Source organism: Corynebacterium sp. UMB8791, from assembly GCF_054166365.1.
In genome coordinates, this window is record NZ_JBSZCG010000114.1 from 71,769 (window position 1) to 97,268 (window position 25,500).

Below are 25,500 nucleotides of genomic sequence, written 5' to 3' on the forward strand. Positions count from 1 at the left end.
ACTTAGTAGGCGTGGGATACACGTAGTAAGTAGAGGTGTTTTATGGCGCTGTATTGGGGCGTGAAAGTGTCGCGCGATCAGCAGCTGGGGACGTGCGTTTCCACGGAAGAAGCCGGCATTCAATGAAGGTGAACCTACATAGAAAGTAAGGGCGAATCAGGACGCAAGCAGGCAGTTGTTCCCGCTCGTGCTGACTGGACTACTCCTCGCCCGGATCAGCGTTGAGTTCCTCGCGTGAAAGTGGTTCCACCCCTGCATTACCACGCAGTTCGTTGATCAGATCACAGATCCAGCCGTAATCAATTTCGTCATCGGTATCGATCATCGCTATTGGGATCAGATCGTCTATCGAGGGGCGCTTCTTTCCTGGTTTGTCCAATATGCCCTCCTTGCACAACTAGACCGCTTGGTACGGTAGCGCCGTTTCGCGCGAAATGTCAAGAACATTTGTTCGACATAGTAGGTGTGCGATCACTTCCCAAGTCGCTCGCGTTTCTTCGCGCGGGTTATGAGACAATGCGAAACAGTACTTACCCCAATGGAAGCAGGTAGTTCATGATCCGCGACGCGCAAGCAGCAAACGAGGAAATCTCCCCGAACTCCTTCGAAGTGCAGCGCCTACAAGAAGCGCTCCCGAATTACTTCGATGCGGACGGCAACTTCCAACTAGAGAAGTTCCAAACCATGTTGAAAGAGCAGGAAGTCGAACTCTCCCGCGAGTCCTACGAACTCGGTTTTCTCGGCAAGTCCTACGCGCAACTACTCACGTCCGCACAGACAGAAACCGTCATCGTGCCAAACACCGCGCACAACCAGGACAAGCGCAACGCTGATAGTCACAACGTCTACATCACTGGCGACAACCTGGACGCGCTCAAGCACCTCTCGAAGTCGTACCGGGGGAAGATCAAGTGCATTTACATCGATCCTCCCTACAACACCGGCAAGGACGATTTCGCCTACGTAGATTCGTTCGATTTCACGCCTAAAGACTTGGAAGAACTCATCGGGGTTTCCCACGAAGAAGCGCTGCACATTCTTGACCTGCACGGCAAGGCTTCTCACTCGGCGTGGCTGACGTTCATGCTTCCCCGTCTCGTGCTCGCTCGAAACCTCTTAAGCAATGACGGGGTTATTTTCATCTCCATCGATGGAAACGAACTCAGCAACCTGCAACTGCTGCTCGATAGTGACGTGTTCGGAGAACAGAACCGGCTGGGAACGATTGTTTGGAAAAATGCCACAGACAACAACCCCTCACGAGTCGCTGAAGAGCATGAGTACATTGTCGTGTTCGCCAAGGATGAGCGCGTGGTCGAAGAGGTTTGGCGCTCACCCGAAAGTGCAATTAAAGACATGCTCGTTGCCAAGGGTGAGGAACTCATCGAGAAGTACGGGGAAACTGACCGTCTTCAGGCTGAGTATTCAGCATGGTTGCGAGCGCACCGACAGGAAATGGGTGAACTCGATAATTACAAATACATCGACCAGGAAGGCATCTACCAGGGCAGTCGTTCCGTTCACAACCCCGGTAAAGAGGGATACCGCTACGACGTGATTCACCCTGAAACGGGCAAGCCCACAACGCAGCCCATGATGGGTTACCGCTTCCCCGAATCGACCATGCGCGAACTCCTAGACCAGGGGAAGATCATCTTCGGGGCAGATGAGAACAAGATCGTGGAATTAAAGGTCTACGCGCACGAGTACGCGGTGAAACTCCCGAGCGTGATTAATCTGGATAGTCGCACGGGGGCGAACGAGGTTCGAGAATTGTTCGGGGGCGTGAAGGTTTTTACTAACCCCAAGCCGGTGAGTCTTCTTACCCAGTTGCTTTCGTTTGTTGCTAAGGACGGAGACACCGTTCTCGATTTCTTCTCCGGCTCATCGTCTACCGCACACGCGGTCATGGCGCTTAACGCCCGAGACGGGGCGAACCGGCGCATGATCACTGTCCAGATTGCGGAGCCGATCACGGATAAAAATGACACTGGGCGCAATGCTCTCGCCCAAGGATTCTCCACCATCGATGAGATCGGGCGCAAGCGCATCGAACTCGCAGCGGACAAGATCGCCCAAGACACCGGCGCGAGCATCGACTACGGCTTCAAGCACTACACGCTAGTCACTCCAGAGCAGGATGAAATCGACCGGCTGGAATCTTTCAATCCGGGCGAGGGGTTGTTCAATATTGATCCATTAGAGCGCTTGAATTTCGAGGACGCGCCCGCGAAAACGGTCATGCTCACAACCTGGGCGGTTCACGACGGTTACGGACTCACCCCAGAGGTCAAACAAGTTGAGCTCGACGGCTACACGCTCGACGTGGTTGGCTCATCCGCCTACATCATCGATGGCGGGTTCACCCCCAAGGACGTAATTGCGCTCATCCGTTTAATTGAGTCCGACCAACTTCATATTAACCACCTCGCATACTTCAATACGGCACTGTCATTCGTAGTGCTCACGGAGTTGAAGCAGGCGCTCAACCAGGTCTCTACTGGCAAGATTCACGTGGAAGCGCGGTGGTAGGACAATGAAAGTCAGGCTCCAGGAATTAGAGCATCAGCGCCTAGCGGTGCAAGCGGTCACGACCGTGTTTGAGGGAGTGGACTTCGGTGCGAGATCAGCCGTCAACCCCGAGATCACCTCGGACATGCTCCCGACGATTCAGGAGAACATCGAGGACATACAAGGTGGGCGCGTTATCGACTTACCCATGATTCCTCCCGAGAAGCGCATGTCCAGCGCGAAGAACTACCTCGGGCTAGACGTGCGCATGGAAACTGGTACGGGCAAGACCTATGTGTTTACCCGCACCATGTACGAACTTCACGCTCGCTACGGGTTCAATAAGTTCATTTTGCTTACCCCATCAGCGCCGATTCGAGAGGGTACGAGTGATTTCATCCGCTCGGACTACGCGGACGAACACTTCCGTAAGTTCTACGATTCACAGATTGTGCTGCAAACGCTCGCGGGCAAGCCGAAGCACAAGCGGGGACGGCGACGGATGATCCCGCCCGAGATTCGGGAGTACGCCGAAGGTGCTGATTACGATGCTAAACGCATCGACGCGCTCATCATGACCGGCGCAATGCTGCAATCTCCCACGCTCTCGCGCGACGATTACGACCAAACGCTTACCGCTGATGGATATGACTCGTCTCGCCCGTTGGATATTCTCGCCCGCACTCGTCCAGTCGTGATTATCGATGAGCCACACCGTTTCGCCCGCAACCAAGCCACCTTCAAGAGAATTGTCGAAGAGCTTCAGCCAGGGGTCATCATCCGCTATGGCGCGACCTTCCCCAGAACTAAAGGGACGAAAACCAAGCCGTCCACGCCGGATTATGAAAACCTTGTCTACGAACTGAACTCAGCGCAAGCCTTCAACAACTTGCTCGTCAAGGGTGTGAAGGTGCAGTACCCGGATGCTATCGGGGAAGATGAGGTCAAACTGAAAGTGACCGCGCTTAACGCAAAGGAGAAGACGGTCACGATCCGCAATGAGTCCACCGGCAAGTCCTACCACCTGGATAAACAGAACAACCTGCTCGGGATGATTCACCCGTCACTATCCGGGATCTTGCTAGAGAACGTGGGTAAGTCGAAAGATTCCGGCGTAAACGTCGCCATGTTGTCTAACGGTGCGGAGTTGCCCAAGGACTACGCAATCATGACCGGCTCGTTCTCCCAGTCCTATCAGGAGACGATGCTGGAGCAAGCGCTCGCTAACCACTTCAAGATCGAGCGAGACTTATTTGAGCGTGAGCGCAAGATCAAGCCGTCCACGCTGTTTTTCATCGACTCCATTCACTCCTACCGTGGGGAAAACAACGACGGTTGGTTAAAGGTTGCATTCGAGCGCAAACTGAGAAAGTCCATCGAGGACACAATCACCGAGATTTACGAGGACGGGGCGCTCACCCCGGCTATGCAGGAGTACCTGCCGTATCTGGAAGCGACCTTGCAAAACATAGAAGGTGCTCATGGTGGCTATTTCGCGGAAGACTTGAACGCTACTGATGAGCAGGTGACCAAACAGGTTCAAGCGATTCTGCGCGATAAGAACAAACTCATGTCGTTTAGAGATGAGCGTGGGCACTACAACGTCATGCGGTTCATCTTCTCGAAGTGGACCCTTCGAGAAGGCTGGGATTTGCCCACGGTATTCCAGATCGTGAAGATGCGCTCGTCCGGTTCGGAGAACTCGAAACTGCAAGAGGTTGGGCGTGGGCTTCGCCTTCCGGTGGATGAGTACGGAAACCGGGTGACCGCTGATGCTGACCAGTTCTTCCTGACCTATCTCGTGGACTTCACCGAGCGCGAGTTTGCTGATCAGTTGGTCGATGAGATTAATGCGGACACCGTGCGCGTGATTAACGTGAATGACCGGCTGGCGGACGTGGCGAAGGCGCGTGGGGTGGAGCCGACGTTCCTCATGGCTGAAATGCTTATGGGTGGCTTCATCGAACCGTCCGGCGAGGTGAAAGAGGACAAACTAGGCGCGTTCCTCCAGACCTATCCCGAGTTCGCAACGGGCGTGAACAAGAATCGCATCAGGAAAGAGAAACCAGGACACAAGGAAGCCCGCAAGCGCAGCGCCACGATTCGCCCGAAGGCTTACGAGCGTTTGCGCTCTCTGTGGGAAACGCTCACGCAGAAGTACGTCCTGATCATCCAAGAGTTGTCGCCGGAGCAGATCGACGCGGGGCTGGATGAGGTCTTGCAAAACAATGACCGCATTTTCGTGCGCGATACGAGGAAGGTCTTAGAAAAAGAGGTTCGACGCGGGCGGGAACTGTCCCTGCCGAAGACTTATACGGTCGCGGGACACCACGAGTCGAACACGCATCTGCCTTATGGGGAGTTCTTGAAGCGGGCGCACACGTCCACGGCACTTCCCGTGGACACGATCCACCGTGCGCTCGCGCGGAATAATGACGTGCTTAACCTGCAAGACTCTCACTTCAACATAGAAAGTCTCAACAGGTTCCTGCGCCGGTTCCACGAATGGTTTGACCGGGAGTTCGCTACCCGGTTTGAATACGCCCACGTCGGCGTGCGCGGTGGTGACGATCCGCTGACCAAGACTGACGGTTCCCCGAAAGACACCATCGAGCGCACCCGCTTGGGACGTTTCCAGGACAACGAAAAGGTTCCCCCGGAGACGTACCTGTATGACGTGTTCGACTGGGATAGTTCGATTGAGCGCGACACCATCATGGATTCACTCTCGAAGAAATTCGACGGAGTAGTTGAAGTATTCGGCAAGATCCCCACCCGCTCGATCAAGATCCCCACCTACTCGGGGCAAACGACTTCGCCTGACTTTATGTACGTGATCAAGCGCAAGAACGGGCGCAAATCAGTCAACTTCGTGGCTGAAACGAAGGGAATGGATGAGGATTCGCAACTGCGCGGGACTGAAGTAAAAGCAATTACGAGCGCATCTAAGTTCTTCGAGCAACTGCGGAACAACGACGTGGACGTGTACTTCACATCCGTGCTGAACTCAGATGGGGTCATCGAGATCATTGAGGACTTGTATGCGGGTGAGTCCGTGGGAGTGAAAGCGAGGACGAAAGCGGGCGAGTAAATGGTGAAGAAAAAGTCGAACCCGGCGTTTCCTCGGCGTGACCGCAAGATCTGCTGGATCTGCGAGAAACGCCCTGCGGATACCCAAGAACACGCTTTCAAGAGTTCCCGGATCAAGAAGATTTGGGAAGCGGGAGGTAGACAACCGTTAGGCACTATCGGCAGTGACGGGCGCTTTTACAAGATGAGTGGTCCAAATCATGGGATCTTCATGTTCGGTAAAACCATCTGCTCTTACTGCAATAACCAGTTTTCGCAGCCGTTTGACATGGCGTATGACCACTTCATGGACTTCATCCTGGATGACTTGGAGTATTTCAAGCATCGGCGCGAATTCAACTGGGATGAGATTTTCGCGGATACCCCTTTTGATCAGCGTCACCTTGCGCGGTATTACGTGAAGCATTTTGGGTGCAAGATGTACGACACAGGTTATGAGGTACCGGAAGATCTTCGGTGCTACTTGCACGATCTTGACATGGTTCAAACGTTCAATCTTCTGCTTTACAAGGATTACGAGCACGTGCGAGGACTTGATCCAACCCGCCCAGAGGACTGGTTCGCACCGTATTCGAACGCTTGTCAGATTCTCGATTTGCAGATGCACGAGATTGGTTTTGGTGCGTGTCTTCAAGATGGTTTTATCGGGGCGACGTTTCACTGGATTGAGAATCCATCCCGACGAACAGAAACATTCTGTTTCGGTTTTCAGCCAGTGGCGTACATGCGAGATGTGAGCGAGTTGCCGTATCAGAATCTCTGGGAGGGACTGCCACGGCGCAATGAAGTATTCGAAATAGAAGATGACACGAAAAGAGTCATCGAGCAAGCAGCGAAGTTCGCTGAAGATGTGCAGGAGTTCGAAGCGGATAAAGATTCGGGGAAGTTCTCTGCTGAAGAAATGGTAGTTCGCAGTGTCGAGTTAAGTGTCAGGCAGAAAGTGATCCAGGCAGATGCTCAACGGGTGCTAGGACACCAGCAGAAACTGTTTGATCAACTCGGGTTTGATCTTGAAGCGAATTCAACGCGCAAGAGGAAGAATCCTCCATCGCGTTGAGGAAGGTTCGCGCATGGGGGCACGCTGTGTCAATCTGGCACACGCCTGTTCCTACACCACCCAGCGCAAACAGAAAAACCTACTAGGTAGGTTTATTCCAACTACCTAGTAGGTGTGCTCTCCCCAGATACCCGATTACTTGTCTGCGAAGTGTTGTACGCAGAAGTAATGTCCTGTTACGGGGTCTTGAGCAATACCGATACCGACTTTAGGAGCACGCCCGTTCGTTGCCATGGTACTTGCATGCCCAACCGAACCAGCGAAAATGTTAAAGAAATTCTTGTAAGTGTATGTATCAAATGCCACGTTTTCTAGCCCACGAGTATTATAATTCGAGTGCCAGATCTCATCCCCAGGCGTTTGAGCAAGTTCATTAGCAAACCGCTGTGCTGTTGCTTCTAGAGAAAGATCATACGTAAGTGGGTTAGCGTGCTTATCATTAGACCGCCATTCGACAATCTGCATGAATTGAGCCCTACGCGCTTGCTGAATATCACTAGAGGTTAAAGGCGGGTTCTTCTTACCAAGCTTGCTGTTTTCCTGTTTGCACTTGAAATAATCAGGAGTGTTTTTCACGCACCCGTCAGCATCCGGTTTGCGCCCACCGTTCGAGGGCGCAGGACTATTCGACGGTTTCGCACTGTTCGATGGGGGCGTTTGTGCCCCATTATCGGAAGACGAGGATAAATCCCCTGTCCCGAAAATAAGTCCCAGGATCAGGACGATGACGGTAACAGCAGCACCGGCGTACTGCATGAGTTGTTGCGGGTTAGGCACTGTAAACACTTTCTTGGAAAAGTTGATACGAAAACTATGAAGTCTTCATTATCATAACCTCCCACCCCACTTAGGCTGCGCGGTAGTCCGGCATCGTTCCCGTAGGATCTACTCTCATCTCCTGATACGCATCATCAACTACACCAGTGATCACAATCTTTTCGGCGTGGTCAAAACTGGCGCTGTCATTTACGCAGTAGACAAGCATGAAAGATGACTCATTCCACACCATCACCATGCACAATGGCTTGCTCTCAGTCGAGGGAAGGGGGCATCCGAGAGCGATTTTAGATCCGATGGTAGGAGTGCATTTGTGCTGGTGATAACGTTTTTCGAGGAGTGGGCGGGAAATGTGCGTGGGTTTTGGCGGGAAACGTTTTGTAAGGGGTTGCGTTTGGGGAGGTTAGGGAGTTTCGCAAATGGCTCCATTACCCCCGCTGCCTGGCGTTTTGCTTGGTGGCGGGGTTCTCGCTTCGTTTACAACAAAGCGGCAACTACTGCCCGCTTTCCTTCTCGGCGCTCCTTTTGACCAGATCCACGATCCACTGAAAGTTATCACTCGAATTAATCTCATCGGGGTCAACTTTTACGAACGCCAGTGGGCGCGCCGAGCCCGGTCGGCGATTACGCATCTCATCCTTGGTTTCCGGCACCGCGAACATCTCCCTTACGCAAAATAGACAGCTCGGTACAGAACGGGTTGAGTGTAGCACTCCAGCACCGTCAGAGAGCCTTCATGCGTTAAAACTCCGGCGGAATCACAATCCAGGCCACAACATAAAGAATGAACAAAGGTACAAACGCCGTAACGAGTCCGATAAGCACGATACCGATTCGAACAAGTGCAGGATCGAGGCCAGCATACTCCGCGATTCCCCCGCAAACCCCGGCAATATATTTGTCCACCATGGAGCGCTGCAGGCGCTTTGGGCTAGGGTTTGGCTGGTACTGGGGTTGGTTCATTGGGAAGGACATAGCGCCTCGCTTTCCTTTTGGCTATCTACGGAGCTGGGAGTTGGCTTGAGCCCCAAGTACTCCTTGGAAGAACTTGGTCAGCGTCGGGATATCGTTGGGGTCAAGGTGGTCAAAGACGAGCCGCCGAACGCTTTCAACATGGCCTGGTGCCGCTGCCTCCAGACGACGCAAGCCGTCGTCAGTCAAGGTGACGAGAACACCTCTAGCATCACCAGGGCATTTCTGTTTCAACACCAGCCCGCGCTTCTCCATGCGGGTGACCTGGTGCGAAGTGCGAGAACGGTCCCACTCCAGAACCCAGCACAGATCGCGCAACCGCATGGTGTGTTCTTCAGCTTCAGACAGACTGACAAGCACCGAGAACTCTGGCGAAGAGAGATTGGAATCTGCCTGGAGGGTGTCGTCGAGAGCGCGGGAAATCTTCCGCGAAGTGGCAAGCATGAGCCGCCAGAGGTCCTGTTCGGCGTCGCTGAGCCAGTGTGGTGCGTCAGACATACCTCTCACTGTAGTAGATCCCCAATCATGTTCATAGCATCCATCAATTAGTCTTCAGTTGCTCAATTTCGTAACGGTTGTCGCTGGACACGCCGTCGTAACGGTTGGGATAGCAGGTCAGCACAATGACTTGAGCGTGCTTGCCCACCCTATTAAACAGTGCGTTCATCAGTTGCAGGCGGTGCGGGTCTGTTGCTCCAAGAGCGTCGTCAATGACCACAGGAACTGGGGAGGTGCCGTCGCGGGCGACAAGCTCTGCTATCGCGAAGCGGGTCAGCAGTGCCAATTGTTCTTGCGCACCACCGGATAGTTCTTCGATCGGTAGTGACACACCCGCGACGTTTCGCCGAGTGATTTGTAGTTGGTCGTCCAGTTCGAATTCCACATCTCGGCCGAACAACGCCCCCGCATACCCTTCGAGCGCCGCAGCGAACGGTGCCGCATAGCGCGCATTCGCTTCTTCGCGGTAGCGCTGCAGTGTGTCGTATAAGAGTTTGGTTGCCTCGGCGCGACGCTTCGTGCGGTGGTATTCAGATTCGGCAGCATCGAGGGTTGCTTCAGCGCGGTCAACCTTTTCCGCAATGCCGGAGGCCATCTCGAAGTAGCTTTTCAGCTCTGCGATGCGCTTGTCGGCCGCTGTGTAGCGATCCTGCAGGTTCACTAAACGGGTCTGCGCGCTCTCGAGCAGTGCCTGTGCCATATCAACATTCGCGTCCTGTGCCGCCGCCGTCACTTCATCCAGCGTGGCACGGGCGGCGCTAAGGCTTTCTGCTGCGGCTTGCTGGGCCGCATCCAATTCTTCAAATGTGGCGTGTTCCTGGTCTGCGCGCAGCTCTTCTTTTGCGTTTTGCACAACTTCCTCGTGGGTCGAAAGTTTCGTCTCCAGAACCAGTAGCGCTTGTTGCGCTTTGCGTTCTCGGTGGAGCTCCAATGCGGCGGCAGCTACTTCTGCATCATGCTGTGCCGTCTGTAAGGCTGCTTCGGCGGATTCGAATTCCTGCTCCGCGACTTCTCGTTCCAACTCCGCGGGATCCTCGCCCAGGGTTGCTGCGTGTTCCGAGTGCAGTTTCTGCAGTCGCACGTGGCGTTCCTGTAGCGCAGACAGGTCTCTGCCTGCGAGAATATCTTCTCGACGCCGCTTCGCCTCCTCCACGCCCTGGGCAAAGGCTCGGTGCTCATCACGCTTCGCACGCACTTCCGCAACGTCTTCACAACCGAGCTCCGCGAGCATTTCTTCAAGCGCACGCTCTGCTGCCTCCACCGCACCGTGTTCACCCACACTGTTGGCACCCGCGCTGTACGCGAGATGGAATTCACCGAATTGGAAGGTGGTGGCGTCGAAAAGCTCGATGGTCCGCTCCCCATCAACGTGAGTGGGGGCGTCATCGTGGATGAACGTGGCGTCTTCGGCACGCACGGTCAGCTTTGCGGTCGCCGCGGCGCGGATGGTGCGTTGGATTTTCACCTCGCTTGCAGCTTCCTCAGCGCGAGCCGCATCCGCGTCGGTGACAGGCCGGACGGGTGATTCGGAAACGAGCTTTTGATATTCAGTCTGTGCGGCCTCGATCTGGTCAAGCACTGCCTGCAATTCCGTCAGCTCTTGCTGGCACAGCGCATACTCCCGCATGGCACGGGTACGACGTGCGGTCTCACGCGCTTTCGCCAGCTCGGTTTGGTGCCGCTTTAAGGCATCGGTGAGTGAGGCAATGGTTGCTGCTTCCTCATCGTTGGCTTGCTGCGCGAGAGCCCTCTCCTTCTCGAGCGCGACGTGTTGCTCACGTAACTGCGCAAGGCGCTGCTCAAGCTTTTTCCTGTTCTCCACGTCTTGTGCGGCGCGCTGTGCTGTAAGCTCCGCGTACTTCACAGCCTCCTGAGCTGCCTGGCGCTTGGAAACGACCTCTTCGGCGTATTTCGCGTCGACTTGTCGGGCTTCGAGATCCTGCTGCGCCTGGGGCAGCTCATCCTGAATCTGCTGCATTTGCTGCTGCAGCCGCTCTACTTCTACGACTTCATCGTCGAATTTCCGCTTCTGATTCACCAGTTCTTCATGCTGTTGGCGTGCGTCTTCGACCACTTTCTGAAGCTTGTCGTATTCACCACGCGGCCGACCAGTCGATGTGAAGTACGCTGCGTATTCGTCGCTGATGCGCTGCATGAGCGCAGTGTCATCGTAAGCAGCCTCCTCTGCGCTACGTCCAGCGTCCCCGTCAAGGGTCCTCACAACACTTGGGATGCCAGCTGCGCTGATCCCTGCTGCGAACTGCCCCTGGCGCAGGAAGAGCGTCGAGGCGAGCTCCTGGTCAAGGTTTTCCGCGAGGATCCGCGCAAGCTCGTCGTCAGCCTCGCGGCCGGTGTATTGGCGCAGCTGCGGTCTGGTGATGTTGAGCTCCGAGTACTTCCCTTTCCCCCACTGTTTGGCAATGGTGAAGCTGTAATCGCCAACCGTCGTCTCAAGCCGCACTGCAGGCGAAACGTCCCTCCCGATCGGAGTGAGCACGCCAATCTTCTTGCCTCCGGCAGTGTGGCGTTCGTTGAGCACTGTCGTCAGCGCGTCAAGGATGGTGGATTTGCCTGCTTCGTTATTGCCATGGATCACGATCACACCGGTATCTGGCAGGTCTCGGAGTTCTAATCGCTGAATACCACGGAAGTTTTCAATGGTGATCGAATGGATGCGCATCTAGTTCACTTCCTTGGAGAATCGGAACAGAAGGTTCACTGCGTCACGGGCTGTCGCAGAGCCTGTGACATCATCTTGCACGGAAGCCTGGCAGATCAGGTCCCGCATCGCCTCGGCCGCGTAACCGCTCAGCGGAAGGTTTTCGAGCTCTTCATCGCTGGGCGCCAAGTGCAAGCTCATGAGGCGCTCACGCTCATACAACGCGGCAAACACCGGCTCAAGCCGCCCTATCGCCTGCTCAAAGGTAGCCATCGCCGCAAGGCCAAGCGTGCCACGCACCGAATACTTCACCACCGTGCGGTCTTTGTGCTCGTAGCGTTCAAGCTGATCCACAATCTTTGCGACGTCCCCTTCGTCACTAACCTCCCAGTCCAGTGCCTCAAACGTCCATGCTCCTGTCTCAACTGGCTCGACGTTCACAGTGCAATCGTCTGCGGAGGACTTCGCAATCTCGACGACGAGGGCATTGCCGGAGTTGACCTCGCCGCCACCGTCGGGGCCGCCGGTGGCGAAGTCGTGGAAATCAGTGGTTTCCGGGCTGCCCGAGAACCATACACGGCCACTCGTGCCGAGCGACTGAGTGGAGTGCGTATCCCCCAACGCGACGTAATCGATCACCCCTGAGGCCAGCTTTTCCTCCAACAAATCCAAATCGATGAGCGCTTCGGCTTGTTCTTTCCCGTAGCCATCTACTTGGCCGTGCCCAACGAGGACGCGGATCGTATCCGTCGGCTCCAAGTCACGTACGGCGCGGGCACAGAGGTCCTCAGAGGCGTATCGGGCTTTGAGAGGCGCGCCGACAAGCTCAACGCCAGGGACGACCTCTACGGGATCGAAGGAATCGAGCACGAGCACATTCTCAAGGTCATCGGTGGCGTGGAAAATGGAGTCCGCCACCAGCGGGTCGTGGTTGCCCGGGAGCAAGTACACCGGCACTGGCAGGCGCTTCAGCACCTCGAGTGCTCGACCAAGCGTCTCCCGTTCGAGCGCGTTGTGCTCAAACACATCACCGGCGATCACAATACAGTCTGCATCATGCTCCGTGGCTACTTGGCCGAGGCGTTCAACGGCGCGCAAGCGGGCGTCGTCAAACCTCGATTGGGCTTCGGAGCGCAGAAACTTCCGAGTCATGCCAAGCTGCAGGTCAGAGGAGTGGATAAATCGAAACGTGTTCACATACTCACTACTACCAAACGGCTCGGACATTAGTCTTCGGTTTCAGTCAGAGCGTAGAACAGATCTTCGATATCGGAGACAGCCCGCAGCTGGTCGATGTTGGTAAAGGAAATCGTCTGCATCGCCTTGTGCAACATCGTGATGTCAGAATCTTCGATCATCGGAGCGACTTTCGGGGTAGGCAAATCAGGTAGCGCGCCGCCTTCCCAAAAGTCGGGCTGCGGGCGCGGTGCAGACACCGTGACTTCGCCCGGCGCGTCAGGCTGCGCTGCCTCGTGCTGCACAGTCGGTGGCGCCATGCCGGTCAGTCGCGCAATCGAACTATCCCGGAGTTGGAGAATGAACTCGTGGTGTTCGCTCATGCGCTGTGCTGCCTGATACCCCACTGCGACAATGTGTTTGCAGGCTACGGCGGGGTCGGGGCAGCTACAGTGCAGCCGAAACTCCTCAGGACCGTTGGCGATCAGGGTGTCCAACGCCTCATCGGTATAGACGCCATTGCGCGCTTTCATCAATGCGGCGGAGTCGTGCGCAATGTCGGACAGCAGCCCGCCTATGTCAGCGGCAGTGCGACGTGGCAGTTCGATCACAGTGTGGAACGGTTCGATTTGTGACCCCGTCACAACCGCATCAATCCCGCCCAACCGGGGATAGAGCTCGGCAACGTGGCCGCCGTTGGCGTACGCAATGCCCCGCTTGATGCGACCGGCATCGCTGTAGCGTACTACTGCTTCCCAGATTCTGCGGCCTGCGGCATTCCACGTCGCAGGCACATCTTTGTACCGCGATCGAGTCTCAGAAGCTTGCTGCGCCTGCTTCTGCTCCGGGGAGCGCCGACGTGCGCCGAAGTTTGCATAAATAACGTTGTCTTCGCGTGGTCGCTGAGTGCTCATAGGTTGCGCTCGCCTCCGTTTCCTCGGTAGCTCATCAGCTGTGCCAGATCGTCAGCGTCGAGTTCCGTAATCCAGCCTTCGCCCTCGCCAATCACCGCACCTGCCAGGTGCATCTTGCCATCCAAGATGTCCTGGATCGATTCCTCCATGGTTCCGCGCGTAATCATCTTGTACACCGTGACGTCTTTCTTCTGGCCAATGCGGAACGCACGGTCCGTCGCCTGGTTTTCCACGGCGGGATTCCACCAGCGGTCAAGGTGGATCACCATCGATGCAGCAGTCAGGTTGAGTCCGGTACCACCTGCTTTGAGGCTCAGCAGCATCGCGCGCGGCCCGTTCGGCTCCTGGAAACGCGCAACCATTGCGTCTCGCGCGCTCTTTCCTACCCCACCGTGGAGGAACGGAATGATCTCGCCGAGGTAGTCGCTCAGGTATGGCTGCAGGATGTCACCAAACGCTTTGTACTGGGTAAAGATCAACACTCGTTGGTCGGTTCGCACTGCCTCATTGAGCAGCTCCACAAGGCGCGCGACCTTGCCGGACCTGTGGTGGCCGTCGGCAAGTACTGGTGATCCATCGCCCAGGAAGTGAGCCGGGTGGTTGCAGATCTGCTTGATGCGAGTAATCGTGGCAAGCACCAGGCCTTTACGCGCCATACCCTTGCGTTCCTGCAGTTCGCGCTGCATGCGGTCAACGAGTGCTGTGTAGAGCGCCGCTTGCTCCGCAGTCATGTCCACTGTCAGTACATGCTCAGCCTTGTCCGGCAGGTCGTCAATGATAGCGGTGTCTGTCTTCAGCCTGCGCAGGATAAACGGTGCGGTGAGGCGCTGCAGGCGCTCCCCCATCTCGTCTGCGAGGCCCTCGTCCCGGCGCGACTCAATTGCCCGAGCGAAGTGGTTGCGGAAGAAGGACTGCGAGCCGAGGATGCCGGGGTTCACAAAGTCGAGGAGACTGCGCAGTTCAGAGAGCTTGTTTTCAATTGGAGTGCCTGTCAGCGCGATACGGTGGCGAGCTGGCAGCGCTCGCACGCTTTTCGACGCCCTCGTCCCCGCATTCTTAATCGCCTGAGCTTCGTCGAGCACCACATGGTCCCATTCGATCAAAGACAAATCGATCACATCGCGCGATGCGATCCCATAGGAGGTGATGGTGATGTCATGCTTCTTGAGAGCCTCGCGCAGTTCCTCTCCCTTGTACCGGGCACTGCCGTGGTGGACATATATAGAAAGGTGTGGCACGAACTTCGCAGCTTCGCGTGCCCAGTTGCCCACCACGGAGGTCGGCGCAACAACGAGGGTTGGTCCGGTGCGCTGCCCGCGTTCCTCTTCGACGGCAAGCAGGGTGAGCAGCTGGAGCGTCTTACCGAGCCCCATGTCATCGGCAAGCACGGCACCTAGGTGGTTGCGGGACATGTAGTAGAGCCAATCCACGCCACGACGCTGGTACTCGCGGAGCTCAGCATGCACAGTTCTTGGGATGTCGACGCGCTCCGGCGCCGGGCGGTCCATTCCGCCGACCAGAGACGTAAACCACCGTGAACCGGTGAATTCGAGTGGCGAGTCTGGCTCACTCTCCAGCGCAAGCTGACGCAGCTCCTCCGCGGTTACCGCGCCGTGTTCCTCTGACGCTTCGAGTTTCTGGTACTCCTCCTCGAGCTGGTCGGCGCGGGCAGCGAGCGCTTCGGCGTCATCTGCTCCCGCATCAGCTGCGAGCTGCGCAGTCGTCCGGGCTTCTTCTGCTTCACGCTTAGCCCGCGCAAGCGCCGTCCCGTGGAGCTTCTCCATGTACCGCTTGGTGCGCTCGAGGTGTCGTGTATCGGCGAGCACCCACTCGCCGCGCAGCTTGATCAGCCCAGACTTCGACTCGACGAGCCGCTGCATTTCGTCATCCGTCAGTTCAGTTCCGCCGATGCTGACGCGCCAGTCGTAATTGACCAGCTGGCCGAAGCCAAGCCGGGTCACCGCGGTTGCGTCGTACGGGTTCTTCGCTTCCGAAAGGTGCAGCTTCGACGTTGTCTCCGCAGTTGTCCAGGCGCGTGGCAGCATCACCGCGTAGTTCGCAAGCCGAAGCTTGCTCACCTCAGTCTCCACGAACTGCACAATCTCTTCCGCTGACAGGTACACGTCCCAGTCGCCATCGAGCGCAGAGCCCGGCGTTGTCGCGGCACGCCGGTGCGTCGATGGATCAATCAGGTCGGAGACTCTGATGGCGTCGCGAAGCACAGAGTGGAGCTGCTGCACCGTATAGGCGTCATACTCCGACAGCCGGATGGGCCGCGGCGATTCATCGCCGGAGCGCACGTTCACCCGGATCGGCCACTGTGTGAGCGCCTCATCGCCCCCATCTTCTGCGTCTGCGGGCTGCTCCACGATGAACACCAGTTGGAAATTCGTCGCAGTGATTGAACCGTTCCACTGGCTCATCTGTCGCGAAAACGCGCTAGAGCCTCGCCGTAGCGGCGTCCCGTGAAGCAGCGACTGTACAAAATCGTGCCACGGAAACGGGCGCTCACCGCGCAGCATAGGGGAGTTACGCAGCTGGGCAGACGCGATCCAGTGGACAAATGTGCGCGAGCAGTCTTCGTCGAGCCGTCGGTTGTTCTCCGTAAGTACTCCCGGCGCAGCCGCAATCATATCCGCGAGCCAACCGCGTTCCTCCACCCCGGTGCCGAGCTGCCACTGCGCGAACCACTGAAAGTCCTGAGACGGCACGTGAATCGATACCCTGCCAGCCTGTACAAACCGCTCAAGCCCGAGAAACATCTGGATGAGCCACAAAAGATCCGGGGCTACCGACGCCCGCTGTTGCTCCGTGAGCCCTTCCGGTGCCGGAACGTCTGGGTCCAGGAGGAAGGACATTGCTCGTAGAAACTGTACTGCCTCATCGGGGGCGAATGCTGCCGTCGGCACCCGGAGCCGCAATAGTTTGCCTTTCGGCGTGCGCAACATGACCTTGCCGCGGTGGCGGAACTTGACCCCTTCGAGCAGTGTGTGGACTGGTTCGGGGAAGGTCCCCTTCGGCACTTCGTCGAGTGTGATGATTTTATGGCCAGCCACCTGCTCGACCCAGACCTGCAAGCCAGAATCTGGCAGCCACAGCCCGTGAAGAAGGAATTTTGGCAAGCCCACCCTTATACCATCCTTGATTTCGCTACATCGACTACGGTTCTAACGGTAATCTTTAAAACTCTACTCGCTTATTTTTTCTATTGCTTTAGGGAGGCAAACATGGCCGATAGCTTCTGGCTTGTCCTTGCCATTGTGTTGTATTTCGGTGTCATGGTTGCCATCGGGTTTTATTCGTGGATCCAGACGAGCAAGTATGACGACTACGTTCTTGGCGACCGTGGACTGCACCCATTCGTAGCAGGCCTATCCGCGGGCGCATCAGATATGTCGGGCTGGCTGCTGATGGGGCTGCCGGGCGCATTGTTCGTTTCCGGCATGAGCGAGCTGTGGATCGTTATTGGACTCTTGGCCGGGTCGTGGGCGAACTGGAAGTTTGTCGCACCACGCCTCCGCGCTTATACGGAAGTATCAAATAACTCGATTACCTTGCCGTCCTTCTTCGAGAACCGCACCCGTGACTCCTCACACGTCCTGCGGTTCGTCGCCGCCGTGATCATTATTTTCTTCTTCACGTTCTACGTTTCGTCAGGCATGGTCTCGGGTGGCCGTTACTTCGAATCCACTTTCCATGGTGACTACCTCACAGGCGTGCTCATCGTCGGTTCGATTACTGTGCTGTACACGTTCATCGGCGGCTTCCTCGCTGTGAGCTATACCGACGTTGTCCAAGGGGTCTTGATGTTCTTGGCGCTGGTCACGGTGCCACTGATGGCACTGCTCTCGCTCGATACCCCCTCTGATATCTTCTCGTTCGCTTCCCACAACGCCTACGGCCCGTGGGAGGCCGGCAATCCGGACTACTTCAACATGATCGCCGGTGTCTCGTTGGCAACCATCATCGGCAACTTGGCGTGGGGCTTCGGCTACCTGGGACAGCCACATATTGTTACCCGATTCATGGCGCTGCGCTCCCCGGCTGAGGCAGCCAGCGCACGCCGGACCGGAATCAGCTGGGTCACCATCTGCTTTGCGGGTGCGGTGTTCACCGCGCTCGTATCGACGGTCTTCTTCGCTGAAACACCGCACAGTGTCACTGACCAAAGCGGCTTCGAAACCATCTTCTTGGACCTAGCCCGCATCCTCTTCCACCCACTCATTGCAGGTATCGTCCTTACAGCGGTGCTCGCGGCGATTATGTCCACAATGTCCTCCCAACTATTGATCACCTCCTCCGCGCTTATTGAAGACATCTATCGGGCCGTGGCGAAGCAGCGTCCAAGTCAGACCGTGCTGCTCGTGCTCTCGCGCACGATGGTGGTCTTGGTTGCAGCGGTCGCGATGGTGCTGGCAATCAACCCATCGGACACGATCCTGGGCCTGGTCGCGTTCGCGTGGGCAGGCTTCGGCGCAAGCTTCGGTCCCGTTGTAATTGCATCGTTGTACTGGCGTCGTCTCACTGCCCCGGGCGCCATCGCTGGCATGATCGTCGGTGCAATCACGGTATTCGTGTGGGGCTCCTCCGACACGCTGTCCGGCATCATCTACGAAATCGTTCCGGGTATCGCATTCGCGACGATCGCGCTTGTCGCTGTCTCCTTGCTGACCAAGCCGAAGCAGGGCGTCGAAGACGAGTTTGACCATGCTCTTGCAGTGACAAACTTTGCGCTCACCACTCCGGACGCAACGTTCGCTGACGCGCTCAAGGCGACTGCGGGAACCGAAGGGGCCTCCCACGCGTCTAACTAGACGTGCGTGTTTACCTCACTCTGCTACTTATCCTGACCATCGCGTACGCCCCGTTTCCAACGGGGTTTTCGCGTATCGACGCCCCCACGACTCGCCAACGCGTTACTATCATCGGCTACGAGCGGGACAACTTCGGACCAGGCTGGCAGCGCCACGCCACCGGATGCACGACCCGCGAGCACGCCATGGCGTACGCGTTTGAGCAGCCTAATTGCAACGTTCCGCACCGGCAGTGGGAACCGGTTGACGTTATCGATCCGTACACCCGCGAACGCATCAGACCTAAGGATGTGGAGCTCGACCACCTCTTCCCCCTCTCCGCAGCATGGGACATGGGTGCTTTCGCCTGGAGCGACGAGCAGCGACTCCGGTTCGCGAATGACCCCCACAACCTCATCGTGACCTCGAGCAAGGCGAACCAACAAAAATCAGACATGCTACCGAGCGAGTGGATGCCTCCATCGATCCCGCAGCAGTGCGCATACGCACGGCAGCTAGCACGCGTTGCAAACATGTACGACCTGCGCGTAACCACCAATGACCTTCGCACAATGCGCCGTGCATGCAAGGGATGGCGAGGCGTCGCCGCCCACCTCATTGGAATTGGTATGTTCCCTACCACCAATTCGCCTAGGTGATGGTGGACGTATCAAGTACAGTGGTTGCCTATGACTACTCTGTTAACTTTCCTTCACGTCGCAGCCGCCATCTTGCTGCTGGGCCCGATCGTCGTATCCACCTCGATGTTCCCGCGCCAGGCCGCCGAGGCACAGGCGGGCGATGCGGCCGCTGCCGGTCGCGCGTCGATCCTGTACCGCATCTCGCGCACTTACGGCATCGCGTCCTCACTCGTTCCGCTGCTCGGTGTCGCCATCCTCTTCGGCGACTGGGCTGCGTACAAGACGAACTACTTCCTGCACACCTCTATCGTGTTGGCAGTCATCGCCTGGGCACTGCTGCTTTTCGTGGTCATCCCGACCCAGCGCAAGATGGTCGGTACACTCGGTGAGCTGGAACCAGCCGAGGCCGACCCAGCCGATGTCACCGCGAACTTTGAAAAGTCGAAAGCGAAGGCTTCCGCGTTCGCTGGTGTCTTTAACCTTTTGTGGTTCATCGTGTTGGTGCTGATGTTCTTGCCAGCACCAACTATGTAGTCACTAAAACTTTATCGACGACGCCAGGCTAAGCAGCGCCAACACGATCGGAACAACGATCGCGGCAATCTCACCCGGTGTCATATCGCTGGAGCTTTCGGACTTCGACGAGGAGTCCCGCTCCGAACTCTTATCAGAGGACAGCAGCCGGTCGTAGAGACCGGCTTCATTTATGCCAGCAGCTCCAAAAACCAGGTCCGACGCCTCGGACTGACTCACCCTCTTCCCCTCAACAATCGGGGCGGCCCACAGCCAATCCTTTCCGTTAATCTTGATGCCATTTATGCTGGCGAAACCTGCGTTGCCGAATGCTGGGCCGGCTGACAAGACCCCTGCAAACTTCTTTGTCCCGTCCTGTTCCTCGACCCAAATCGGTCCACCGGAGTCGCCTGACTGGGGTGAGCCCACCGTCGCAGAAAACCCTCCCCCACCACGCGCAGCGCGATGGAACTTCCCACACGTAACGTCGTTCGTGCCCATGTGAGATGTTTCCCCATGGAAGCACGTTTTCACGCCACGCTTGATCGAAGTGATGTCGGCCTTTGCGTCACCGGAGTAGATGTTTTCGCCCATCGACACGCCCCGGTCCCACTCGATCCAGGCAAAGTCGTTCGAAAATGAATGATCGTATCCAGGCGAGAGATGCAGCGTCCCGATGCTCTCCGTAGTGGGACGATCAGTTTTCCTGTCGTATAACGCGATACGAGCCCCGTCGTGTCCACAGTGCGCAGCGGTGTAACTGACACCAGCTTCATGATCGTTAAATCCCAGCGTGCACAGACCACTACCGGTATAGATAGCATCACCCTGGGTCGGCTGGATTGGTGCCGCGGTAGCGCTTGGCACGAGGACTGCAGTCGAGCATGCTGCGACGGCCAGCGAAGATATGAATTTCCTTGTCAACATACTTCTATACTGGCACAGTTCTGCAGGAATGCTAGTGAGCTAGCTGTAATTCACTACGCCTGGTAGGAACCCTGCGAGTGCGCTGAACCCGTCCGTCACAGCGCCACGAACCGCATCGGCAGCCGGGCCAACGGCCGAACCCGAAGCCGGCATCATGAGGTTCTGCGCATACAGGCCCAACAGGCGTGACTCAGCGACGCGAGGCCCATCAGTAGCGTGCACGCCAACTACCAGGTCGCGCGAACCCAGCAGCGGTACCTTTTGTGCAACCCACTGCGAAGAAACAACGCCAACAAATCCGCGGCCCGGAATCCACAGCGGGCCACCGGAGTCGCCGGGACGGGTCATCGGCGCTTCGACGAAGAACGTATTTCCTTCTGCTCCGCCGAATCGACCACACGTGGGGGCGCCCGTCGGCCGGTTCGATGTTTGCCCGAAGTAGCACACGCGCTCACCGACGGCGATAGTGTTTGGGTTTACCCACGCGTCACCGGAGAACCGGTTGCCACCGATCTGCACCGGCGCGTCCCACTGGATAGCGGCCCAGTCATTGCCAAGGCGGCCGTCGTACGCCTTCGAGCGATACAGGGTGCCGAGCTGTGGCGATGCAACCCTCGCGTTGTGGTCCACGATGCGCACACGCGCACCGTCCGGTCCGCAGTGCGCCGCAACCAGGCTTCGCCTGCGAGACGGTTCATTAAATCCGACGGTGCAGTAACCGCCGCCTTCAACCATCACGGCTCCGCCCTGCTCTACGCGCTGCAGGTTCTGTGCCTGCGCAGTCGGCAAGTTCGTTACGACGCCCACTCCGAGCGCAAGCGCCCACCCCAGCGTGAGCAAACGGCGATTCAACTTCATGCCTGTGCAGTCTACTGCACAACCAAGCAATGAAAAACGCACCCGTCGAGTAGTCATTACTCAGCAGGTGCGCTCAGGATCAAGGGCAATTAGTCCCAGTTGCGGTCATGCCCGCGTCCACCGCGGCGATCGTCACGGTCGTAACCGCCACGTCCCCGGCCGCGGCCACCCCGGCGATCATCGCGGTCGTAACCGCCACGCCCGCGCCCGCGGCCACCGCGGCGATCATCGCGGTCGTATCCACCGCGCCCGCGCCCGCCGCGTCCGCGCGGAGGTGCACCGTGATCACGCTGAATATTGATCAGCTGACCGGAAATACGGGTATCCGTCAAACGATCAAGGACCGCGCTGTCCAGGTTCTTCGGCAGCTCAACCAGGGTGAAGTCTCCACCGATAGTGATGCGACCAAAGTCCTTGGAGCTCAAGCCCCCCTCGTTGGCGAGCGCGCCAACGATTGCACCCGGGCGAACATGCTGGCGCTTGCCAACATCCAGGCGGTAGGTGTCGAAGTTCTCCGAATCGTGGTCGAAGCGGCTGCGGCCTCCACGACGGTCATCACGTTCACGCCCGCGGCCACGGCGGTCGTCGCGGTCCCACCGATCACGGTCCCGCCGATCGCGACGGTCCTTCGGCGGCTCCTTCATCAGGAACTCGTCACCCGCCAAAGCCTGCGTTGCCAAAGCAGCGGCGATGTCGTCCATCGGCACGTTGTTGGCAGCGGAGTATTCGCGGACCATGGACCTAAACACCTGCACCTCGCTCGCCTCGAGCGACTCGGTGATGGAGTCCATAAACTTCGTCTTGCGGCTCTCGTTGACTTCGTCGACCGTCGGCAGATCCATCTCTTCGATGGTCGCGTTGGTTACGCGCTCAATGGAGCGCAGCATGCGACGCTCACGTGGAGTGACAAAGAGGATCGCCTCACCGGTACGGCCTGCACGCCCGGTGCGGCCAATGCGGTGCACGTATGACTCGGTGTCATTCGGGATGTCGTAGTTCAGCACGTGGCTGATGCGCTCAACGTCCAGGCCACGAGCAGCGACATCGGTAGCAACCAGGATGTCAAGGCGGCCGTCGCGAAGCTGATCAACGGTACGCTCACGCTGCTGCTGAGCGATGTCACCGTTGATCGCAGCTGCGGAGAACCCGCGGGCACGCAGCTTCTCAGCCAGCTCCTCAGTCTCCTGCTTCGTACGCACGAAGACAATCATTGCCTCAAACTCAGTGACTTCAAGGATTCGGGTGATCGCATCGAGCTTGTTGCGGTGCGCCGTGAACAGGTAACGCTGGGTGATGTTCGTATTGGTGCGCGTCTTCGACTTCACCGTGACTTCGGTCGGGTTGTCGAGGTACTGCTTCGAGATACGGCGAATAGCGTTCGGCATCGTCGCAGAGAACAGCGCAACCTGCTTCTCTTCCGGTGTGTCCTCCAAGATGCGTTCCACGTCTTCCTGGAAGCCCATGTTCAGCATCTCGTCTGCTTCATCGAGGACAAGGAAGCGCAGGTTGGAAATGTCCAACGAACCCTTCTCCAAGTGATCGATGACGCGGCCCGGAGTACCCACGATGATCTGGGCACCGCGGCGCAGACCGGACAACTGGATACCGTATGCCTGGCCACCGTAAATCGGAAGCACGGAGATCCCGCCAAGGTGGTCTGCAAACGACTGGAAGGAGTCTGATACCTGCAGCGCAAGCTCACGTGTTGGCGCGAGGATCAGTGCCTGCGGGTAGCGCTCCTTGCGGTTGATCCGCGAAAGGATCGGCAGCGCGAACGCGGCCGTCTTACCGGTACCCGTTTGCGCAAGGCCGACAACGTCGCGGCCTTCCATCAACAGTGGAATGGTTTCAGCCTGAATCGCGGATGGCTGCTCAAAGCCAACCTTCTTCACGGCATCCACGACTTCTTCAGGCAGATTCAGGTTCTCGAACCCGTTCACTGGCTCTTCAGCGGTCTCGTCTGCCTCTGTGGCCTCGTCCGCCTCGCTCCCAGCGAGGTCCGCCACGTCGCCACCGACGACGTCGGCAAGGCTCAAAATCTGCTCAGTCTCATTAGTTTCGGCATTGGCTGCGTCTTGCGCAGCGCCGGTTTCCTCAGAAACTCCCGCATCCCTGGTGTCCTCACGTGCAGCATCTGCTGCGACATCCTGCGGGTTTTCCTGATTTTCCGACACATTCATATCCGGCTCTTTCTCGCCGCCGGTGGCGTTTTCGGAAGTGATCATTGTTTCCCCACAGTACGCCACCCTGCAGTGATTTTCCTATTCGCCACTGGCAATGTCATCCGCGCCACGAGTCCGCCACCAACTTCAGCGCTTCGCGCCTCGAGCTCCAACTCCCCGTGGTGCGCACGCGCAATCGTATCAACCAGCGCTAGCCCTAGTCCGTGCCCCGGACGCGCCCCAGCAACGCGCGCATTCGCCCTGCTAAATGGCTCTACGAGCTGGCTGACTGTGGCAGGGTCCAACACGTCCCCATCATTGACGACGCCCACTTCGACCCCATCGCCGGATCCAGTCCGGCAAACACGCACCTGCACAGTCCCGTCCGCGCCGTGGATACGAGCATTCTCGATGAGGTTTTGGATCGCGTGGCGCAATAGCACGACGTCGCCGAGGACGTGAATGTCTGGCTCGATGGTGGCGTCGATACCTTCGGCGCTCGAGGCGACAGTGGTAATGAGCTCTGAGATGTCAATGTCGCGCGCCTCGAGTACTTTGGCCTCGGCCTGGCTGAAGTTCAGCAGCGACGTGACCATCTCCGCAGACGACGCATTCACGGTGCGGATGTTCCGGAGGGATTCACGTAACTCCTCTGCGGGAGCTTCAGGGTCGAGCAGCGCCACGTCCGCAATGGTCTGAATGGTTGCGATTGGTGTCTTCAACTCATGCGATGCGTTTGAAGCAAAGCGCTGGCGCGCCGCGATGGAGCGTGCCAGGGACTCCAGCATCGAGTCAAGAGCATGAGCCAGATCTGCCACATCGTCTGCAGGGCCCTCATAGTCGAAACGTTGGTCGAGGTCACCAGCGGAGACTAAGCGCGCGGTCGCCGCGATCGTGCGCACTGGTTTCAACAGCGCGCCCGCAACGAACCAGCCGATGGCACCGGCGATAGCGGTAAGGATGCACAACGCGACTAGCGAGGCGCCAAGCATGACGTTGAGCACCTCGTGTGAGATGGGCACGGACCCATCAATAAATGCTCCGTCACTGCCGGGAACTCCCCCGACGCCCTCGATGACAGCTTGTACAGGTACCGGAGTCAGGCGCAGGTAGAGGTACACCACCGCGGTCAGGCTCAGCCCTGCGGTAAAAACCGTTGCCACGAACAACCACGACGTACGCGCGCGAAGTGAAAGCCTCATTGGTACGGCTCCTCCGCAACGTAGTAGCCGGCGCCGGGCATTGTTTGCACAATCCAAGGCTGTCCCAGCTTGCGCCGCAAGTGCGAGATAGTGACGCGAATCGAATTGGAGAACGGGTCCGCGTTCGCGTCCCATGCCTCTTCTAAGAGCTGCTCCGCGGAAATAACGTGCCCCTGTGCTCGCATCAGCGTTTCAAGCACAGCGAACTCTTTCGGCGACAACGCAATCGACGCGCCACTTCGGCGGACTTGGTGAGTGCCGCGATCGAGGATGACGTCGCCGCACGTGAGCGCCGAGGTTGTTTCGGGTGCGGCTCGTCGCAATAAGGCTTTGACGCGAGCCAGCAACTCGGGCAGCTCGAACGGCTTAGTCAGATAGTCGTCCGCCCCAATTTCGAAGCCTTCGAGACGATCCTCGAGTGTTGCGGACGCCGTGAGCATCAGCACCCGCGTGTTTGGGTACAGCTCACGGACGGTTGCACAGACGTCGTCGCCGTGAACTTCGGGGATATCTCGGTCGAGCACGATCACATCTATCGGTTGTGATTCCAGGCGGTCGAGTGCGGAGCGGCCGTCGTAACGCACATCAACGAGCATGTCCTCGCGGCGCAGTGCTTTGCCTAACGCATCGGCGAGCAGCGTCTCGTCCTCAACGACCAAAATCTTCGGCGGTGCAGCCACAACAGCCCCTTCCACGTTGGAGTTCTTGTATTCTGCTGTGATTCTAATTGGGGCTTCTTACGGGGCCGCA

20 protein-coding genes are annotated in these 25,500 nt (G+C 57.6%); 6 read left to right on the top strand and 14 right to left on the bottom strand.

Annotated features, from left to right (window positions below; all coding sequences use genetic code 11):
* Positions 1–199 precede the first annotated feature (199 nt).
* Positions 200–379, bottom strand: a complete 180-nt coding sequence (locus tag ACXIUA_RS05805) for a hypothetical protein (RefSeq protein WP_256006456.1) — start codon at positions 377–379, stop codon at positions 200–202.
* Between the two features lie 176 nt (positions 380–555).
* On the opposite strand from ACXIUA_RS05805, the gene ACXIUA_RS05810 reads away from it, so the two are divergent.
* From ACXIUA_RS05810 to ACXIUA_RS05820, 3 genes are read left to right on the top strand one after another with little or no spacing between them, the layout of a single operon-like run.
* The gene (locus ACXIUA_RS05810; protein WP_256006455.1) at positions 556–2,532 is read left to right on the top strand and encodes a site-specific DNA-methyltransferase; all 1,977 of its coding nucleotides are present in this window, start codon (positions 556–558) and stop codon (positions 2,530–2,532) included.
* A 4-nt stretch (positions 2,533–2,536) separates the two neighbouring features.
* The gene (locus ACXIUA_RS05815) at positions 2,537–5,602 is read left to right on the top strand and encodes a type III restriction-modification system endonuclease (RefSeq protein WP_457976352.1); all 3,066 of its coding nucleotides are present in this window, start codon (positions 2,537–2,539) and stop codon (positions 5,600–5,602) included.
* On the top strand, positions 5,603–6,658 hold the full coding sequence (locus tag ACXIUA_RS05820) for a hypothetical protein (protein WP_457976354.1): 1,056 nt from the start codon (positions 5,603–5,605) through the stop codon (positions 6,656–6,658).
* 135 nt (positions 6,659–6,793) lie between these two features.
* Here ACXIUA_RS05820 and ACXIUA_RS05825 read toward each other — a convergent pair whose 3' ends face one another.
* From ACXIUA_RS05825 to ACXIUA_RS05860, 8 genes are all read right to left on the bottom strand, one after another.
* Entirely contained in the window at positions 6,794–7,435 is a 642-nt protein-coding gene (locus ACXIUA_RS05825) for a CAP domain-containing protein (protein ID WP_256006449.1), read from the bottom strand.
* A gap of 494 nt (positions 7,436–7,929) precedes the next feature.
* On the bottom strand, positions 7,930–8,067 hold the full coding sequence (locus ACXIUA_RS05830; protein WP_256006447.1) for a hypothetical protein: 138 nt from the start codon (positions 8,065–8,067) through the stop codon (positions 7,930–7,932).
* A 109-nt stretch (positions 8,068–8,176) separates the two neighbouring features.
* The gene (locus tag ACXIUA_RS05835) at positions 8,177–8,410 is read right to left on the bottom strand and encodes a PspC domain-containing protein (RefSeq protein ID WP_288857859.1); all 234 of its coding nucleotides are present in this window, start codon (positions 8,408–8,410) and stop codon (positions 8,177–8,179) included.
* A 21-nt stretch (positions 8,411–8,431) separates the two neighbouring features.
* On the bottom strand, positions 8,432–8,905 hold the full coding sequence (locus tag ACXIUA_RS05840; RefSeq protein ID WP_071569079.1) for a MarR family winged helix-turn-helix transcriptional regulator: 474 nt from the start codon (positions 8,903–8,905) through the stop codon (positions 8,432–8,434).
* Positions 8,906–8,948: 43 nt separating this feature from the next.
* Positions 8,949–11,585 carry an AAA family ATPase gene (locus ACXIUA_RS05845; protein ID WP_457976355.1) on the bottom strand — a complete coding sequence of 879 codons (2,637 nt, stop codon included), beginning with the start codon at positions 11,583–11,585 and terminating at the stop codon, positions 8,949–8,951.
* Positions 11,586–12,791 (bottom strand): metallophosphoesterase family protein, encoded by a 1,206-nt coding sequence (locus ACXIUA_RS05850; protein ID WP_457976356.1) that lies wholly within the window; start codon positions 12,789–12,791, stop codon positions 11,586–11,588.
* Complete coding sequence (locus ACXIUA_RS05855; protein ID WP_457976357.1) at positions 12,791–13,654, bottom strand: SWIM zinc finger family protein; 864 nt, start codon at positions 13,652–13,654, stop codon at positions 12,791–12,793. Before ACXIUA_RS05855 ends, ACXIUA_RS05850 begins: the two co-directional genes overlap by 1 nt.
* The gene (locus ACXIUA_RS05860; protein WP_457976358.1) at positions 13,651–16,776 is read right to left on the bottom strand and encodes a DEAD/DEAH box helicase; all 3,126 of its coding nucleotides are present in this window, start codon (positions 16,774–16,776) and stop codon (positions 13,651–13,653) included. The genes ACXIUA_RS05855 and ACXIUA_RS05860 overlap by 4 nt, the downstream gene beginning before the upstream one ends.
* Positions 16,777–16,881: 105 nt before the next feature.
* Here ACXIUA_RS05860 and putP point away from each other — a divergent pair, with 105 nt between their 5' ends.
* From putP to ACXIUA_RS05875, 3 genes are read left to right on the top strand one after another with little or no spacing between them, the layout of a single operon-like run.
* Positions 16,882–18,468: a sodium/proline symporter PutP gene (gene putP / locus ACXIUA_RS05865; protein WP_256060016.1), complete on the top strand. Its 1,587-nt coding sequence runs from the start codon at positions 16,882–16,884 to the stop codon at positions 18,466–18,468.
* Positions 18,469–18,470: 2 nt separating this feature from the next.
* The gene (locus ACXIUA_RS05870) at positions 18,471–19,106 is read left to right on the top strand and encodes an HNH endonuclease family protein (RefSeq protein WP_070976274.1); all 636 of its coding nucleotides are present in this window, start codon (positions 18,471–18,473) and stop codon (positions 19,104–19,106) included.
* Positions 19,107–19,136: 30 nt separating this feature from the next.
* Positions 19,137–19,622, top strand: coding sequence for a DUF2269 family protein (locus ACXIUA_RS05875; RefSeq protein ID WP_070362653.1), 486 nt, complete (start codon positions 19,137–19,139; stop codon positions 19,620–19,622).
* Positions 19,623–19,625: 3 nt separating this feature from the next.
* Here the strand turns inward: ACXIUA_RS05875 and ACXIUA_RS05880 are convergent, their stop codons facing one another.
* The 5 genes from ACXIUA_RS05880 to ACXIUA_RS05900 form a co-directional block, all read right to left on the bottom strand.
* Positions 19,626–20,528, bottom strand: coding sequence for a trypsin-like serine protease (locus tag ACXIUA_RS05880; protein ID WP_284817607.1), 903 nt, complete (start codon positions 20,526–20,528; stop codon positions 19,626–19,628).
* 39 nt (positions 20,529–20,567) lie between these two features.
* Positions 20,568–21,386 carry a trypsin-like serine protease gene (locus ACXIUA_RS05885; protein WP_070362655.1) on the bottom strand — a complete coding sequence of 273 codons (819 nt, stop codon included), beginning with the start codon at positions 21,384–21,386 and terminating at the stop codon, positions 20,568–20,570.
* A gap of 89 nt (positions 21,387–21,475) precedes the next feature.
* Positions 21,476–23,611, bottom strand: a complete 2,136-nt coding sequence (locus tag ACXIUA_RS05890) for a DEAD/DEAH box helicase (RefSeq protein WP_457976359.1) — start codon at positions 23,609–23,611, stop codon at positions 21,476–21,478.
* Positions 23,608–24,750, bottom strand: coding sequence for a HAMP domain-containing sensor histidine kinase (locus ACXIUA_RS05895; protein ID WP_457976360.1), 1,143 nt, complete (start codon positions 24,748–24,750; stop codon positions 23,608–23,610). Before ACXIUA_RS05895 ends, ACXIUA_RS05890 begins: the two co-directional genes overlap by 4 nt.
* Positions 24,747–25,430, bottom strand: coding sequence for a response regulator transcription factor (locus ACXIUA_RS05900; RefSeq protein ID WP_457976361.1), 684 nt, complete (start codon positions 25,428–25,430; stop codon positions 24,747–24,749). Before ACXIUA_RS05900 ends, ACXIUA_RS05895 begins: the two co-directional genes overlap by 4 nt.
* Between the last annotated feature and the right edge of the window lie 70 nt (positions 25,431–25,500).